This is a genomic window from Ruegeria sp. SAZA006 (assembly GCF_059613465.1).
Window position 1 is genome coordinate 661762 of the sequence record NZ_JBXWSO010000004.1, and the last position, 15456, is coordinate 677217.

Sequence of the window (15456 nt, forward strand, 5' to 3'; positions counted from 1 at the left end):
TGATTGATGAAAATGAAACCGTTGGGCCGCACGGGCATCCAAGTCTCGGACCTGTGCCTCGGAACCATGACATTCGGCACTCAGACCCCTGAGGCGGATGCGCATCGTCAGATCGACACGGCGCTGGCGGCCGGGATCAATTTCCTCGATGCCGCCGAGATGTATCCGGTCAACCCGATCACCAAGGAGACCGTGGGCAAGACCGAGCAGATCATCGGCAACTGGAATGCGGCACATCCGGCCCGCCGCGGCAGCTATGTTCTGGCGACCAAGCATTCGGGCGCCGGCTTTACCCATGCGCGGGACGGAGCACCGATCTCGGCCAGCACGATCCCCGGGGCCATCGAGGGATCGTTGCGGCGTCTGCAGACCGACTACATCGACCTGTACCAATTCCACTGGCCCAACCGCGGCAGTTACATGTTCCGGCAGAACTGGGACTATGACCCGTCGGGCGGCGACAGGCAGGCGGTTCTGGAGAACATGCGGGAATGCCTCGAGGCGCTGCAGGCGCAGGTGGACAAGGGCAATATCCGCGCCTTCGGCCTGTCGAACGAAAGCGCCTGGGGCACCGCCCAGTGGCTGCGCCTGTCCGACGAGATGGGGGCACCGCGGGTGGCGTCGATCCAGAACGAGTATTCCCTGTTGTGCCGCCTGTATGACACCGACATGGCCGAGCTGAGCGCCTATGAGGATGTGGGTCTTCTGGCTTTCTCGCCGCTGGCCGCCGGATTTCTGACCGGCAAGTATCAGGGCGGGGCGGTGCCCGAGGGATCGCGCATGTCGATCGTGCCGCAAATGGGCGGGCGCAAGGGCGACAGGGTGTTCGGCGCAGTCGAAGCCTATCTGGCGATTGCCGCGAAACACGGGCTGGACCCGGTGCACATGGCGCTCGCCTGGTGCCAGGCGCGGCCGTTCATGACCTCGGTCATCTTCGGCGCGACCACGCAGGCGCAGCTGGAACGGATCCTGGAGGGGAGCGATGTCGTGCTGTCGGATGAGATTTTGGCCGAGATCAACGCGGCCCATCGCGCGCATCCGATGCCATACTAGAGTGCGGGGGCTTTGCCCCCGTCGCCGTGGCCAACTCCCCCCAAATCTATGACGAGAGGAAGCTCGCCCGTCAGTGATGGGTGGGCTGGGTGCGGTCCTGCCTGAGGTCGCGGGCGGATAGTCCATGCGCCGTGCGGAAAGCGCGCGCGAAGCTGGATTGTGACGTGAACCCTGTGGCCAGTGCCACATCCATCAGCGGCATGTCGGTGTCGGTGACCAGACGGCGGGCCTCGGCCAGGCGCAGTTGCAGGTAGTGGTCCTGTGGCGTGGTGTTCAGACGCAGGCGGAATTGCTGCTGCAGGGTGCGCGGGCTGGTTCCCAGGGCCCTTGCGATCTCGGCTAGGGGCAGCGGGTCGTCCAGCGCGGCCTGCATGATCGCGTTGGCGCGGGCGGTCAGAGCGCTGTGGCGGTGCGGCACGCCAGTGCGGCTCTGCGGTCTGCCGGGTTCGGGGGCGCCTTCGTAGAGGAACAGGCCCGAGACACGGGCCGCGAAGCCGGCGCCGTGGCGTGCCGCGATGATGTGCAGCATCATCTCGACCGCGGGGATCGCACCGCCCGAGGTCAGGCGGTTGCCGGACACGGTGAACCGGTCAGGGCGCACGTCGATTTCGGGGAAACGGGTGGCGAAGGTCTCGAGATCTTCCCAATGGGTGGTGGCGGCGTGACCGTCAAGCAGCCCCGCTTCGGCCAGCAGCCAGGGCCCTCCGTCGATGCCCGCCATCGTGGCGCCGCTATTGGCGATGCGACGCAGACCGGCCAGCAGGCTCGGGGTGGCGTGGCGCACCAGATTGAACCCCGCGATCACGATCATCAGGTCACAGTGGTCGAGACGCGCGAGCGGGATGCCCGGCACCTGCAACGCGCTGGTCAGCATCGCCGGCTCGGGCGTGGCGGTCACGTAGTCCCAGTCGAAGGCCGGGCGATCGGCCAGCCGGTTGGCGGCGCGCATCGGGTCCACCGCCGAGGCGAAGCTGAGCGTGTTGCACTCGTCCAGCACCAGAACGGCGGTTTTCAGCGCGCGGTGCTCGGGCTGGAGGATGTTTTTTGCGGATTTCATCAAGTCTGATTCGCATTCTGGCAAGTTGTCTGGTCAAGGCTGCGCCAGAGTCGGGGCCAGACGCAAATCGGAATCCGGGGAGAAGCCTGGGGAAAACCCATGGCGAAGCCGGGTATAACTTGGGGATAACACCATGCCTTTGGAAATGAACCGCGAAGTCTTCATTACCTGCGCCGTGACCGGCTCGGGTGGGACGCAGGATCGCAGCCCGCATGTGCCGCGTTCGCCCAAGCAGATCGCCGACAGCGCCATCGCGGCGGCCAAGGCCGGGGCGGCAGTGGTGCATTGCCATGTGCGCGACCCCGAAACCGGTGCGCCCAGCCGCCGCCTGGACCTGTATCGCGAGGTGACGGACCGCATCCGCGACGCCGAGGTGGACGTGGTTCTGAACCTGACCGCCGGCATGGGCGGCGACATCGTGTTCGGCGGGGTCGAAGCCCCGTTTCCCGTGGCCGAGGGGACCGACATGATCGGTGCTTCAGAACGCGTGGCCCATGTGGCTGAGTGTCTGCCCGAGATCTGCACGCTGGATTGCGGCACCATGAACTTTGCCGAGGCCGACTATGTGATGACCAACACGCCCGGCGCCTTGCGGGCGATGGGGCAGATGATGACCGATCTGGGCGTGAAGCCCGAGATCGAGGCCTTTGACACCGGCCATCTTTGGTTCGCCAAGCAACTGGTGAAAGAGGGCGTTCTGGCCCCGAATGCGCTGGTGCAGCTGTGCATGGGCGTGCCGTGGGGCGCGCCGGATGATCTGAACACCTTCATGGCGATGGTGAACAACGTGCCCGACGACTGGACCTTCAGCGCGTTCTCGCTGGGGCGGCATCAGATGGCCTATGTGGCGGCTTCGGTTCTGGCCGGCGGCAACGTGCGCGTGGGGCTCGAGGACAACCTGTGGCTGGACAAGGGGGTGCTGGCCGAAAACTGGCAACTGGTCGAGCGCGCCGGAACGATCATCGAGAACATGGGCGCGCGGGTGATCGGGCCGCAGGAAGTGCGTGAGAAGCTGGGATTGGTCAAACGGGCGCCTGTGGCGTCCTGACGGGCGGGGCGACCCTCGCAAAACCTGTCGAACAACGATGGCCCCCGGTGCGGCGTGAACGTTCGGGGCGAAGGAGAGAAGATGAAAACGGCAGCGATCATCGGTGGTGGCGTGATCGGCGGCGGATGGGCCGCGCGGTTTCTGCTGAATGGCTGGGATGTACGGGTGTTTGATCCGGACCCCGAGGCCGCGCGCAAGATCGGCGAGGTCCTGGACAACGCCCGGCGGTCGTTGCCCGGGCTGAGCGATGTGCCGCTGCCGCCCGAAGGCGCGCTGAGTTTTCATGACGACATGGCCGACGCGGTGCAGGAGGCCACTTGGATACAGGAGAGCGTGCCCGAGCGGCTGGACCTGAAGCTGAAGGTTTACAAGGGGCTGCAAGAAGCCTGCGATCCCGGGGCGATCATCGGGTCCTCGACCAGCGGGTTCAAGCCGTCCGAGCTGCAGGAAGGCGCGCTGCGGCCCGAACAGATCATGGTAACGCACCCGTTCAACCCGGTCTATCTGCTGCCGCTGGTCGAATTGGTGCCCTCGGCCGCCAACCCGCCTGAACTGGTCGCGCAGGCCAAGGATGTGTTGCGCTCGGTCGGATTCTTCCCGCTGCAGGTCCGCAAGGAAATCGACGCGCATATCGCCGACCGTTTCCTTGAGGCCGTCTGGCGCGAGGCGCTGTGGCTGGTCAAGGACGGCGTGGCCACGACCGAGGAGGTGGACGAGGCGATCCGCATGGGCTTTGGCATCCGCTGGGCGCAGATGGGCCTGTTCGAGACCTATCGCGTGGCCGGGGGCGAAGCCGGGATGCGGCACTTCATGGCCCAGTTCGGCCCGGCGCTGAAATGGCCCTGGACCAAGTTGATGGACGTGCCCGAGTTCACCGACGCGTTGGTCGACATGATCGCCGACCAGTCGGACTCGCAATCGGGGATGCACTCGATCCGCGAGTTGGAGCGGATTCGGGACAACAATCTGGTGGGCATGATGCGGGCCTTGAAGGCGCGCGACTGGGGCGCGGGGGCGGTGCTGAACCAGCATGACGCGCTGCTGAAGCCAGGTGCCCTGCCGACGCTGGAGCAGGCGGATCTGAGCCAGCCGATCCTGACACTGGCCCGCGCGGTGCCGCTGGACTGGACCGACTACAACGGCCACATGAACGAGGCGCGGTATCTCGAGGCCTTTGCCGCTGCGACGGACCGTTTCATGGAGATCATCGGCTGCGATGCCGACTACATCGCCTCGGGCGGCAGCTATTTCACCGCTGAAAATCACATCAGGTATCTGGACGAGGCCCATGCCGGGGCGAAAATCGAGGTGCGCACGCAGATGCTGTTGGGGCAGGGCAAGAAGCTGCACCTGTTCCACAGCATGTACGAGGGCGACAAATTGCTGGCCACGGGCGAGAGCTTTCTGCTGCATGTCAGCCTGGAAACCCGTCGACCCTGTGCGCCGTCGCCGCAGATCGAGGCCGCGATGGCCCGCATCGCCGAAGCGCAGGCCGGGTTGCCCTATCCCGAGGGCGCGGGGGCGGCGATCCGCAAACCGGCATGACGGGGCGGGTTCTGATCACCGCCGGTGCCTCGGGCGTGGGGCGCGCGATGGCCGAGGCGTTCGACGCCGCGGGCGCGCAGGTTTGGGTGGCCGATGTGGACGCGGCTGCGCTTCAGGCCTGCCCGGATCACTGGGGGCGATCGCAGGTCGATGTGTCGGATGAGGCCACCGTCGCAGCGCTGTTCGGCGAGATCGCGGCGCAGTGGGGCGGATTGGACGTTCTGTGCGCGAATGCGGGTATCGCGGGGCCGACCGCATTGGTCGAGGATGTTGCGCTAAGCGATTGGCAAAAATGTATTTCCGTCAATCTGGATGGGGCGTTTCTGTGCGCGAAATACGCGGCGCCGATGCTCAAGCGGCAGGGGCGCGGCGCGGTGCTGATCACATCCTCCACCGCCGGGCAGTACGGCTATCCCAACCGTGCGCCCTATGCGGCGGCGAAATGGGCGGTGATCGGGCTGGGCAAAACCCTGGCGATGGAGCTGGGGCCACACGGCGTGCGGTGCAACGTCATCTGCCCCGGCGCGGTAGAAGGCCCGCGGATGGAGGGCGTACTGCAGCGCGAAGCGACCGCCAAGGGCATGACCCGCGATCAGGTCTATCAGGGCTATGCGGCGGGTACTTCGATGGGCCGCTTCGTCGAAGCGCATGACATTGCCGCCATGGCGGTGTTCCTGGCCTCGGATGCGGCACGGCTGGTGTCGGGGCAGGTCATCGCCGTCGATGGGCACACCGTGAACCCCGACCCCAAGCTTTAGCCCTGGTTGGGGCCGCGCATCTGGCGGATCGAGGCGCGAACGGCCTGCCAGTTCTGTGCCTCTTCCACGTTTCCGGCGGCTTCGAATTCGCGGGCTTTCTGGGCGGCTTCGGCTTCGGCCTTGTCGCCATGCGCCGAGTAGAGGGCGCGCGCGTATTGAGCGGTTTTGAGAGCGTCCATTCCTGATATCCTCCTTTTGGTCGGATCGTTCGGATTTTCGCGCACCTCAATATAGGGGATCGGGTGGGAAATTGCACCTGTTGGCTTGTGTTACCCTGCCGAAATGGCCGCGCGCAGTTGGCGCAGGTGGGTCGGGAAATGCCGGGCGGTCAGATCAGCTTCGCGGACCAAGGTATCGAAATGGCGCGTAAAAAATTCGATCCGATCCCGGTCGCGAAAGGCCATGTAATGGCTGCCAGCATAGAACACGCAGAGCAGCGGACCGAAGATGGTGACCGGCGCGGAATAGAGCCGCTTGGCATCGAACAGGTAAATACGCATGCGCGGATACAGCTGTTCGCACAGCTCCAGCATATGATCGATCTGGTCCAGCCGCACCTGCAGGGGCAGCCCGTCATAATAGCCGGTGCCATGGGCAAAGCTGTGAATCTCATACAGCGGCATGGCGATTTCATAGTCGGACTGGGCACCACGCATCCAGGTCAGGCGGTCCTCGGAGGCGCCGATGGCCTGGTCGGCGGTTCGGCCCAGATGCGGCGCGTATTCCCATTCCAGCACGGCGCGGGTTTTCAGCATGTCGGGCAGGGTGGCCGGAACATAGCGGATTTTGTAGCCGGCGGCCTCCTGATGCCATTCAAAGATGCGCTCGTCGACCAGGGCGCGGGGTGCCTCGGTCATGGTCAGAGAATTGGCCAGCAGCTCGGCCGCGCTCTCGGGTCGGTTCGAGAGGCTGAGCAGCCAATCCGCCGACACCCCCAGAGCCGAGGCGCAGCTGCCCACCACATGGGCGTTGGGCAGGCGCGCGCCCGTATCGGTCAGCAACTGGGACACGGTTGAGCGATCGACCCCGATGGTGCGCGCCAGCGCGCTTTGGCTCATCTTCCGCTGTTCCATGGCGCGGGCCAGGCGCAGGCGGAACTGCGCGGCGCGGTCTCGTTTGTCGAAATTTTCCTGCATGTGGTGATAAATATCACGAACGCTGAGATTTGTTAATCATATTCGGAATTCTCGACAGGGCCACTGGCAGGTAACGCTTGTGTGAAAAGCAAAAAGACTGGGGACCGGAATGGAAACGCGGCGAAGATCTGTCGTGAAGGCAATCATTTGGAATGCGATGGGCCTTGCGGTCATGACCGTGGTGGGGCTGTTCGCTACCGGTTCGGCCGCTATTGGCGGCGCATTGGCGGTGGTGAACACGGCGATTGGCCTGACGCTCTACGTGATTTACGAGCGCATCTGGGCCGGTATTTCTTGGGGGCGGCATGGCTGAGGCGACCACTCCCAAGTCCCCCGAATGGCCGACCTTTGCCCTGATCTTTGCCTGCTATGCCCTTTGGCTGATCGCGATCTTCGGCGTGGCGGCGTGGTCGCTCTGGCTGGCGGTGCCGATGATGGGCGTCGTCGCGGCGCTGCATTCTTCGCTGACGCATGAGGCGCTGCACGGCCACCCGTTCCGCGCAAAGTGGCTGAACGAGGCGCTGATGGCGCTGCCGCTGACCCTATTCATCCCCTACAACCGTTTCCGCGATCTGCATCTGGCGCACCATCAGGATGCCAACCTGACCGACCCCTATGACGATCCGGAAACCAACTATCTGGACCCGGCGGTCTGGGTCAGGCTGCCGCAGTGGCAGCGGTGGGTCTATCAGGCGAACAACACGCTGTTGGGGCGCATGGTGCTGGGCCCGATCATCGGCCAGTTGGCCTTTATGCGCGACGACTGGCGCGGCGCGGTGCGCGGGGATCGCGACATCTGGCTGGCCTGGGCCCTGCATCTGCCGGGCGTGGCGACGGTTCTGTGGATCGTGGCGCAATCAGCGATGCCGGTCTGGGCCTTTGTCCTTTCGGCTTATCTGGGACTGGCGCTGGTCAAGATCCGCACCTTTTTGGAACACCGCGCGCACGAGAAATCGCGCGCCCGCACGGTGATCGTCGAAGACCGCGGACCGCTTGCCTTTCTGTTTCTGAACAACAACCTGCACGTCGTTCATCACATGAACCCGGCGGCGCCATGGTATCGGCTGCCTGCGCTCTATCGCCGTGGGAAAGGGCGCTATCTGGTCTGCAATGAGGCCTATGTCTATCGCTCGTACGGGCATGTTTTCCGGCAGCATTTCTGGCGTGCCAAGGATCCTGTAGAACATCCGCTCTGGCCAAAACCCTGATTTGACGACAGAAGGGAAGCCATGAGTTTGTGGATTCCCGTAACCTTGGCCGCCGCCACCTTTCAGACGGTGCGCTTCATGCTGCAGAAATCGCTGAGCAGCGTGAAGCTGTCGGCGACCGGCGCGACCTTTGCGCGCTTTGCCTATTCGATGCCTCTGGTTCTGCTGGGTCTGGTGGTGGCGATGCGTCTCAGCGGTCTGCCGCTGCCTGCGCTGCCGCCTCTGTTCTGGCTCTATGCCGCCATCGGTGGGGTGTCCCAGATCCTCGCCACGATCTGCGTCGTGGCGCTGTTCAAACAGCGCAACTTTGCCGTTGGCATCACGTTCAAGAAAACCGAGGTGATCCAAACCGCAATCGTCGGTTTCGTCGTGCTGGGCGACCGGGTTTCGGCCGGTGCCTTCGGGGCCATCCTGCTGGGGCTTCTGGCGGTTCTGCTGTTGTCGAAAACGCCGGGCGGCAGTGGGGCGTGGTGGCGTCACCTGACCAACCGCGCGTCGCAACTGGGGTTGGGATCGGGCGTCTTGTTTGCCTTTTCCGCGGTCAGTTATCGCGGCGCATCGCTGCAACTGGGCGATGGCGAGGCCTGGTTTCGGGCGCTGGTGACGCTGGCAGTCGTAGTCTCGATCCAGTTCCTGTCGATGGCGCTGTGGCTGGTTTGGCGCGACCGGGCCGAGCTGCGCGCGGTATGGGACACGCGGCGCACCGGCATCTTCGTCGGGCTGACCAGCCTGGGCGGGTCGTTCTGCTGGTTCTGGGCCTTCAGCCTGCAGAACGCGGCCTACGTCAAGGCGCTGGGGCAGGTGGAGCTGATTTTCAGCCTCATGGCCTCGGTCCTGGTCTTCCGCGAGACGGTGACGCGGCGCGAGGTTATGGGGATGGTCCTGCTGGGTCTCTCGATCCTGATCCTGGTCGCCGCGATCTGAGATGCAAAAAGGCGCGCGGAGGTCCGTGCGCCTTCTGATCTTTTTGCCATGCAGGCGGGTCAGCCCGCGCGGCGTTCGTCAAAGCTGAGAGCGATAAAGCTGGGCAGGTGATCGCCCATGCCGACGACGGCTGGTCCGCCATCGTCGCGGCGTCCACGGCTTTTGCCGCGTTGGCCCTTTTCTCGTGCCGGCTTGTCCTTGGGGGCTGTTTCCCTGGGCGTAGCGTCCTTGGCGGGCTTGTCCTTGGCCTCGGATTTGCCCTCGCCCTTGCGGGTCGACGCGCGCGATCTCTTCTCGGGCTTCTTGTCCTCGTCCCCGGCCGGTTCGGCCTGAACCGGGTTGTCCAGACGTGGGATTTCCTTCTGGATCAGCTTCTGGATCGCTTCCAGCGCTTTTTCATCGCGGGCCGTGCACAGAGTGATGGCCTTGCCTTCGCGCCCGGCGCGGCCGGTACGGCCGATGCGGTGAACGTAATCCTCGGGGTGGCTGGGCACATCGAAGTTGAACACATGGCTGACCGACGGAACGTCCAGTCCCCGCGCGGCGACATCGGACGCCACCAGGAAACGCAGCGTTCCTTCGCGGAAGCCCTCAAGGGTCCTGGTGCGCACGGACTGGTCCAGATCGCCGTGGATCGCGGCCGCGTCATAGCCGTATTTCTTCAGCGATTTCGCGGTGATATCCACGTCGGTTTTGCGGTTGCAGAAGACGATGGCGTTGGTGCATTTGTCACCTTCGGCATCGATCAGTGCGCGCAGGACCTTGCGCTTGGTGCTGCCCTCACGGTCACGGCGGCCGCCTTTGACCATTACGACGCCCTGTTCGATGGTCTCGGACGCGGTGGCCTGACGGGCCACTTCGATCCGGGCCGGGGCCGACAGGAACGTGTCGGTGATCCGCTCGATTTCGGGCGCCATGGTGGCCGAGAAAAACAGCGTCTGCCGGGTAAAGGGCGTCAGCGAGAAGATGCGTTCGATATCGGGAATGAACCCCATGTCCAGCATCCGGTCAGCCTCGTCCACGACCATGATCTGCACGCCGGTCAGCAGCAGCTTGCCACGTTCGAAATGGTCCAGCAGACGGCCGGGTGTGGCGATCAGCACGTCCACGCCGCGGTCGATCAGGGCATCCTGTTCCTTGAAGCTGACGCCGCCGATCAGCAGCGCCTTGGTCAGCTTTAGATGCTTGGTATAGGTGTCGAAGTTTTCGGCCACCTGCGCCGCCAGTTCGCGCGTCGGGCATAGCACTAGGCTGCGCGGCATTCGCGCCCGCGCACGACCGCGCGCCAACAGGGTGATCATGGGCAAGACGAAACTGGCCGTCTTGCCGGTTCCGGTCTGGGCGATGCCCAGAACGTCACGTCCCTCCAAGGCTGGCGGGATGGCGCCTTCCTGGATCGGGGTCGGGGTTTCGTAGCCGGCTTCCTCAATAGCTTTGAGGACCTTGGGGTTCAGATTCAGATCGGTGAATTTCGTCATGTATGTCCGGTTCATGCGGACACTGACCTGGCCCGCGCGTATGAAAAATGCCGGGCCCGGATGGCCATGCGCACCATGCGCGTTTCGGCTTGGATGCGGACATAACAAAAAGGTGTGGCAGGGTCAAATGAAGACAGTTTCATCTGTACCGCTACATCGCGTCACTGGCGATTTCGTGCAACAATTCAGCAGCTTCCGGGAAAGTGTTTCTGCAGCTTTTCCTCAAGATCAAGCGGTCGGTGCTTGATCAGACCCCGTTCCTGCAGGCGCGCGTGGACCTGCGGGTCGGTGGCGCTGAGTTCGTCAAAGAACTTGCGCAGACCTTTCTCGCCTACTTCGGCCTCGATCCAACTGAGCAGTTCGTTCATGTTCAGCCCACCCCGATCGCGATGTACGTTCGGAGCCATGCCGGGCTGGTACGAGCCGCGCTCCAGCCGAAACCGATAGTGTGACCACCAATGCTCCCAATTCGGGGCATGGCGGTGGCACAGGTCGATCTGCGGCATTTCGGTCCTGCAGGGCAAGATGACCTTGTTCTGAAACAGGTTGTGGATGCGATAATTGAGGTTCTCCATCCCCGTACGCACGAACAGCTTGCCCTGTACGTGGCTCAGAAAGCCGCCCAGAACGAAGGCGCCGTAGTTTGGATAGATCGTCTCGACAAGCGCTTCTCGTTCGGGGCCCTGGGGGATGAACGCCTTGTAGAGATCGTCGCCGCAGGCCAGGGCCTCGATCGGACGAATCCGAACTGCGTGTACCGTTTCGGGCACTTCGCCCAGCAAGTCCGCGATAGGGGCCGTGGGCCACAGGAACTCGTCCACATCTATATGCGCCAGCCAATCGAGATCGGTGTGGCGATAGGTATAGGTCGCATGAACGGTCTGGCGGACCTGGTGGCGCTCGGGCTTGTCCCGTTTGCGCGCCGCCCAGAACGCATCGTCGCAGATGCGGACGGTCACCTTGGGGTGGCGGCGCAGGGGGCGAAAAGCCCGCCGGTTGGGCTCATCAAGGTAGAGGTAGAGGTGATCCGCGCCCAGATCCAGGTGGTAGGCCGCAAAACTCAGAATGTCGCGGGCCGATCCACGCACCGTCGAGACGATGCCCCAGCTCGGCCCCGCTGTGGTCATGCGATGACGGCCTCTGATGCTTTGACGGGGGGCAGGGTCAGCATCACGTCATCATTTCCTTGGTCGCGGTAAGCGTCAGTTTGGGATAGTCGCGCACCACGCGGTCGATGTCCCATTGCAGGCGGGTCAGATAGACGATGTCGCCGTCGTGATCGTGGGCAATGTGCTGCTTGTTCGCATTGACGAACTTCTCGACCTCGGCCTTGTCGCCCGACACCCACCGCGCACTGGTGAATTGCGAGGCCTCGAACCGCACCGGCAGGCCGTATTCCAACTCGATCCGGCTGGCCAGCACTTCGAACTGCAGCGCGCCCACCACGCCGACGATAAAGCCCGAGCCGATTGAGGGTTTGAACACTTTGGCGGCACCTTCCTCGGCAAACTGCATCAGCGCCTTTTCCAGATGCTTGGCCTTCATCGGATCGCCCGCGCGCACGCCCTGCAGCAGTTCGGGCGCGAAGGACGGGATGCCGGTCACGCGGATCGCCTCTCCCTCGGTCAGGGTGTCGCCGATGCGCAGCTGCCCGTGGTTGGGGATGCCGATGATATCGCCGGCCCAGGCCTCGTCGGCCAGTTCCCGGTCGGACGCAAGGAACAGCACCGGGTTCGTGATCGCCATGGGCTTCTTGCTGCGCACATGGGTCAGCTTCATGCCGCGCTTGAAGTGGCCGCTGGCCATGCGGACAAAGGCCACCCGGTCGCGGTGCTTGGGGTCCATGTTGGCCTGCACCTTGAAGACAAAGCCCGCCACCTTTTTCTCGTCTGGCGAAATCTGGCGCGGTTCGGCCGATTGCACCTGCGGTTGCGGGCCATATTGGCCGATCCCCTCCATCAGCTCCTTGACGCCGAACGAGTTGATCGCCGAGCCGAACCAGATCGGGGTCATGTGGCCTTCCAGAACCGCCTGCGGGTCCAGCGCGGGCAGCAGTTCGCGCGCCATCTCGACCTCTTCCAGCAGCTTGTCCAGCAGATGCGCGGGCACATGCTCGGCCAACTTGGGGTCGTCCAGCCCGTTGATCTCGATGCTTTCGGCCACCTTGTTGCGGTCGGCGCGGTCCATCAGTTCCAGCCGATCGCGCAGCATGTCGTAGCAGCCGATGAAATCGCGCCCCACGCCGATGGGCCAGCTGGCCGGGGTCACGTCGATCGCCAGCATTTCCTGGATCTCGTCGATGATCTCGAACGTATCGCGACTCTCGCGGTCCATCTTGTTACAGAAGGTCAGGATTGGCAGGTCGCGCAGGCGGCAGACCTCGAACAGCTTCTGCGTCTGGCTTTCAACGCCCTTGGCCCCGTCGATCACCATGACCGCGGCGTCAACGGCCGTCAGCGTGCGATAGGTGTCTTCTGAAAAGTCCGAGTGGCCGGGCGTGTCCACCAGGTTGAACCGGTAGGGGCCGTAGTCGAACGACATGGCCGAGGCCGAGACCGAGATACCCCGGTCCTTTTCCATTTGCATGAAGTCCGACCGCGTACGCCGTGCCTCGCCCTTGGCCCGCACCTGTCCGGCCATCTGGATAGCACCCCCATACAGAAGGAACTTTTCGGTCAGGGTCGTCTTGCCCGCATCCGGGTGCGAGATGATGGCAAACGTGCGGCGCCGTGCGATCTCGGGCGGCAGGGTGGGCTGGTTCGAGGCAGTATCAAGCATGAAGGCGCGTATAGGCGGGGAATCCTGCCGAGGCAAGACAAAGGGGGTGGTTCGAATCGGGTGGATATGCCAACAAGAACATATAGTGAACAAATAATGGAGTGGATCAATGAATTTGAAAGAAATCGCCCAGGAACTGGTGGCGGGTTGCCGCGAAAACCGCGCCAAGGAGAATCTGGACAAGTTGTATGCAGCCGATGCCGTTTCGGTCGAAGCGATGGACATGCAGGGCATGGGTCGCGAGACCCACGGCATCGAGGGCATCCGCGGCAAACATGATTGGTGGGAAAGCGCACACGAGGTCTCGGGCGGGTCAGTCAGCGACCCGTTCCTGCATGGTGAGAACAGCTTTGCCGTGATTTTTGAAGTGCAGGGCAAGGTGAAGGAAAGCGGTGAAGCTTTCGACATGCGCGAGGTCGGAGTCTATCACGTGGTCAACGGCAAGATCGTGCGGGAAGAGTTCTTCTACTGATTTGCCGACGCCAATCTGGTCTTCCCTGTCTGGCCGGTGCTAGACATGCGGGTAACAACTGACAGGGGGGATCACATGGATCTTGGACTAAAAGGAAAACGCGCGCTGGTCTGTGCCAGCAGCAAGGGCTTGGGGCTGGGCTGCGCCGAGGCGCTGGCTGCCGAGGGCGTTGATCTGGTGATGAACGCGCGTGGGCCTGAAGCGCTGGAGGCGCAGGCCGGCCGGCTGCGCGCCGATTATGGCGTCGAGGTGCAGACCGTGGCCTGCGATGTGACCACGACCGACGGTCAGGCGCAGGTGATCGAAGCCGCGCAGGGCGTTGATATCCTTGTGACAAACGCCGGTGGCCCGCCGCCGGGCCTGTGGTCAGACTGGGACCGCGAGGATTTCATCAAGGCGCTGGATGCCAACATGCTCACGCCGATCGCCTTCATGAAGGCGCTGTTGCCGTCGATGATGGACAAGGGTTGGGGCCGGGTGGTGAACATCACCTCGCAATCCGTGCGGGCCCCCATCGCGGTGCTGGGCCTGTCGAACGCGGCGCGCACCGGGCTGACCGGCTATGTAGCCGGAACCGCGCGGCAGGTGGCGCCCTATGGCGTGACCATCAACAACCTGTTGCCCGGCATTCATGCCACCGACCGGGCGGACTCGCTGGATGCCGGGGTTTCGGCACAGAAGGGCATCTCGCTGGACGAGGCAAGGGCCGAGCGCGCGGCCACGATTCCGGCGCGGCGCTATGGCACGCGGCAGGAATTCGGCGCGACCTGCGCGTTTCTGTGCTCGCAACATGCCGGGTTCATCGTAGGGCAGAACATCCTGCTGGATGGTGGCGCAACCAACCTGACGATGTGATCGTGGCGCAGGGGTTTTCGCTGAAGGATCAGCTGTTCAACGCGGAAAAGACCCGTTACCTGGCCGGCCTGTTCACGCAGGCCGACGCCGGGTTTGACGGCGACGCATTCGTGGCGCGGGTCATGTCGCGCCTGCCGGAGCTGGAGCTGAAGCAGCGGATCGCGTGGATTGCCGATTGTTTGCAGACGGCCTTTCCCGGCGCGCTGCCCGACGTGGCACCGGTGATCCTGCGCGCCTTGCCGCCGCCTCTGGACCCATCCCTGAGCGATGACGATTTCGGTGACTTCATCTTTGCCCCATTGGGCGAGTGGGTGGCGCAGGTCGGCGCGGACCACCCCGACCTGGCGCTGGATGTCCTTGCAGAGATCACTCAGCGATTTTCGATGGAATGGGCGATCCGGCCCTTTCTGAACAGCCATCCCGATCTGGTGCTGGACCGGATGCAGGACTGGTGCGGGCACTCCAGCTATCACGTCCGGCGGCTGGTCTCCGAAGGCACGCGCCCACGGCTGCCTTGGGGGCAGGCGGTCGGGCTGGACCTGTCGGACCCGCTGCCGCTGCTGGATCGGTTGCACTCGGATCCGACGCGCTATGTCACGCGGTCGGTGGCGAACCATCTCAACGACATCACCAAGAAAGACCCCGACCTGGCATTGAACCGCCTGAAGGCGTGGCGCGCCTCGGGCGCGCAAGAGGCCGACGAGATGCGGTGGATCACCGCACATGCGCTGCGCGGGTTGGTCAAGTCCGGCCACGGCGGGGCCATGGCGCTGCTGGGCTATGATCCCGACGCACCGCTGGAGGTGGATGTTGCGGTGATTGGCGACGCCCGCATCGGCGGTGTTCTGGAGTTCACCGTCTCGGTTTCAGGCCCTGACGATCAGCCGGTCTTGATTGACTATATTGTGCATTTTCAGCGGCCTAGGGGAAAAATCTCACCCAAGGTTCACAAGCTCAAGCAGGCCAATCTGTCAGATGGCTGCCTGCGGCTGAGCAAGCGGCACAAACTCAAGGGCGACGCTACGACGTTTCGGTTGGTGCCGGGGCCGCATCGGCTTGAGATTCAGGTCAACGGCAAGGTCCGCGCGGGCGTGCCATTCGAGCTGCTGGCCTAGCGCCTCTCTTGCGCCCGATGGGCGGGGTT

Annotated in this window: 16 protein-coding genes; 10 read left to right on the plus strand and 6 right to left on the minus strand. The window is 63.8% G+C overall.

The window, feature by feature from the left end:
* Positions 1 to 6: 6 nt before the first annotated feature.
* Positions 7 to 1053 (plus strand): aldo/keto reductase, encoded by a 1047-nt coding sequence (locus AC2FNZ_RS06015; RefSeq protein WP_496839852.1) that lies wholly within the window; start codon positions 7 to 9, stop codon positions 1051 to 1053.
* 70 nt (positions 1054 to 1123) lie between these two features.
* Here AC2FNZ_RS06015 and AC2FNZ_RS06020 read toward each other — a convergent pair whose 3' ends face one another.
* Entirely contained in the window at positions 1124 to 2110 is a 987-nt protein-coding gene (locus AC2FNZ_RS06020) for a GlxA family transcriptional regulator (RefSeq protein ID WP_496839853.1), read from the minus strand.
* A gap of 133 nt (positions 2111 to 2243) precedes the next feature.
* Between AC2FNZ_RS06020 and bcoG the strand changes: the two genes are divergently transcribed.
* The 3 genes from bcoG to AC2FNZ_RS06035 all read left to right on the plus strand — a co-directional run bounded on the left by bcoG (position 2244) and on the right by AC2FNZ_RS06035 (position 5461).
* The gene (gene bcoG / locus AC2FNZ_RS06025; protein WP_496839854.1) at positions 2244 to 3158 is read left to right on the plus strand and encodes a 3-dehydrocarnitine:acetyl-CoA trimethylamine transferase BcoG; all 915 of its coding nucleotides are present in this window, start codon (positions 2244 to 2246) and stop codon (positions 3156 to 3158) included.
* 81 nt (positions 3159 to 3239) lie between these two features.
* Positions 3240 to 4703, plus strand: a complete 1464-nt coding sequence (locus tag AC2FNZ_RS06030; RefSeq protein WP_496839855.1) for a carnitine 3-dehydrogenase — start codon at positions 3240 to 3242, stop codon at positions 4701 to 4703.
* Positions 4700 to 5461 carry an SDR family oxidoreductase gene (locus AC2FNZ_RS06035; RefSeq protein WP_496839856.1) on the plus strand — a complete coding sequence of 254 codons (762 nt, stop codon included), beginning with the start codon at positions 4700 to 4702 and terminating at the stop codon, positions 5459 to 5461. The genes AC2FNZ_RS06030 and AC2FNZ_RS06035 overlap by 4 nt, the downstream gene beginning before the upstream one ends.
* On the opposite strand, the gene AC2FNZ_RS06040 is transcribed toward AC2FNZ_RS06035, so the two are convergent.
* Both AC2FNZ_RS06040 and AC2FNZ_RS06045 read right to left on the minus strand, forming a co-directional pair.
* A complete protein-coding gene (locus AC2FNZ_RS06040; RefSeq protein ID WP_093962276.1) occupies positions 5458 to 5640 on the minus strand; it encodes a hypothetical protein in 183 nt (60 codons plus the stop codon). The two genes, AC2FNZ_RS06035 and AC2FNZ_RS06040, sit on opposite strands and share 4 nt — an antisense overlap.
* Positions 5641 to 5730: 90 nt before the next feature.
* Entirely contained in the window at positions 5731 to 6597 is an 867-nt protein-coding gene (locus AC2FNZ_RS06045) for a helix-turn-helix domain-containing protein (protein WP_496839857.1), read from the minus strand.
* 109 nt (positions 6598 to 6706) lie between these two features.
* Here AC2FNZ_RS06045 and AC2FNZ_RS06050 point away from each other — a divergent pair, with 109 nt between their 5' ends.
* Genes AC2FNZ_RS06050 through AC2FNZ_RS06060 form a run of 3 tightly spaced genes read left to right on the plus strand, consistent with a single transcriptional unit; the run spans position 6707 to position 8729 of the window.
* A complete protein-coding gene (locus AC2FNZ_RS06050; RefSeq protein ID WP_170370587.1) occupies positions 6707 to 6910 on the plus strand; it encodes a DUF2061 domain-containing protein in 204 nt (67 codons plus the stop codon).
* Positions 6903 to 7805 carry a fatty acid desaturase gene (locus tag AC2FNZ_RS06055; protein WP_496839858.1) on the plus strand — a complete coding sequence of 301 codons (903 nt, stop codon included), beginning with the start codon at positions 6903 to 6905 and terminating at the stop codon, positions 7803 to 7805. The genes AC2FNZ_RS06050 and AC2FNZ_RS06055 overlap by 8 nt, the downstream gene beginning before the upstream one ends.
* 21 nt (positions 7806 to 7826) lie before the next feature.
* Positions 7827 to 8729 (plus strand): EamA family transporter, encoded by a 903-nt coding sequence (locus tag AC2FNZ_RS06060; protein WP_496839859.1) that lies wholly within the window; start codon positions 7827 to 7829, stop codon positions 8727 to 8729.
* 59 nt (positions 8730 to 8788) lie between these two features.
* Here AC2FNZ_RS06060 and AC2FNZ_RS06065 read toward each other — a convergent pair whose 3' ends face one another.
* The 3 genes from AC2FNZ_RS06065 to AC2FNZ_RS06075 form a co-directional block, all read right to left on the minus strand.
* Entirely contained in the window at positions 8789 to 10207 is a 1419-nt protein-coding gene (locus AC2FNZ_RS06065; RefSeq protein ID WP_496839918.1) for a DEAD/DEAH box helicase, read from the minus strand.
* Positions 10208 to 10392: 185 nt separating this feature from the next.
* Entirely contained in the window at positions 10393 to 11334 is a 942-nt protein-coding gene (locus AC2FNZ_RS06070; protein ID WP_496839860.1) for a glycosyltransferase family 2 protein, read from the minus strand.
* A 43-nt stretch (positions 11335 to 11377) separates the two neighbouring features.
* The gene (locus AC2FNZ_RS06075) at positions 11378 to 12985 is read right to left on the minus strand and encodes a peptide chain release factor 3 (protein WP_170338313.1); all 1608 of its coding nucleotides are present in this window, start codon (positions 12983 to 12985) and stop codon (positions 11378 to 11380) included.
* A gap of 109 nt (positions 12986 to 13094) precedes the next feature.
* Here AC2FNZ_RS06075 and AC2FNZ_RS06080 point away from each other — a divergent pair, with 109 nt between their 5' ends.
* From AC2FNZ_RS06080 to AC2FNZ_RS06090, 3 genes are all read left to right on the plus strand, one after another.
* Positions 13095 to 13457, plus strand: a complete 363-nt coding sequence (locus AC2FNZ_RS06080) for a SnoaL-like domain-containing protein (protein ID WP_496839862.1) — start codon at positions 13095 to 13097, stop codon at positions 13455 to 13457.
* Between the two features lie 75 nt (positions 13458 to 13532).
* A complete protein-coding gene (locus AC2FNZ_RS06085; RefSeq protein WP_496839863.1) occupies positions 13533 to 14312 on the plus strand; it encodes an SDR family oxidoreductase in 780 nt (259 codons plus the stop codon).
* A 2-nt stretch (positions 14313 to 14314) separates the two neighbouring features.
* Entirely contained in the window at positions 14315 to 15427 is a 1113-nt protein-coding gene (locus AC2FNZ_RS06090) for a YhaZ family DNA alkylation repair protein (protein ID WP_496839865.1), read from the plus strand.
* Positions 15428 to 15456: the final 29 nt, after the last annotated feature.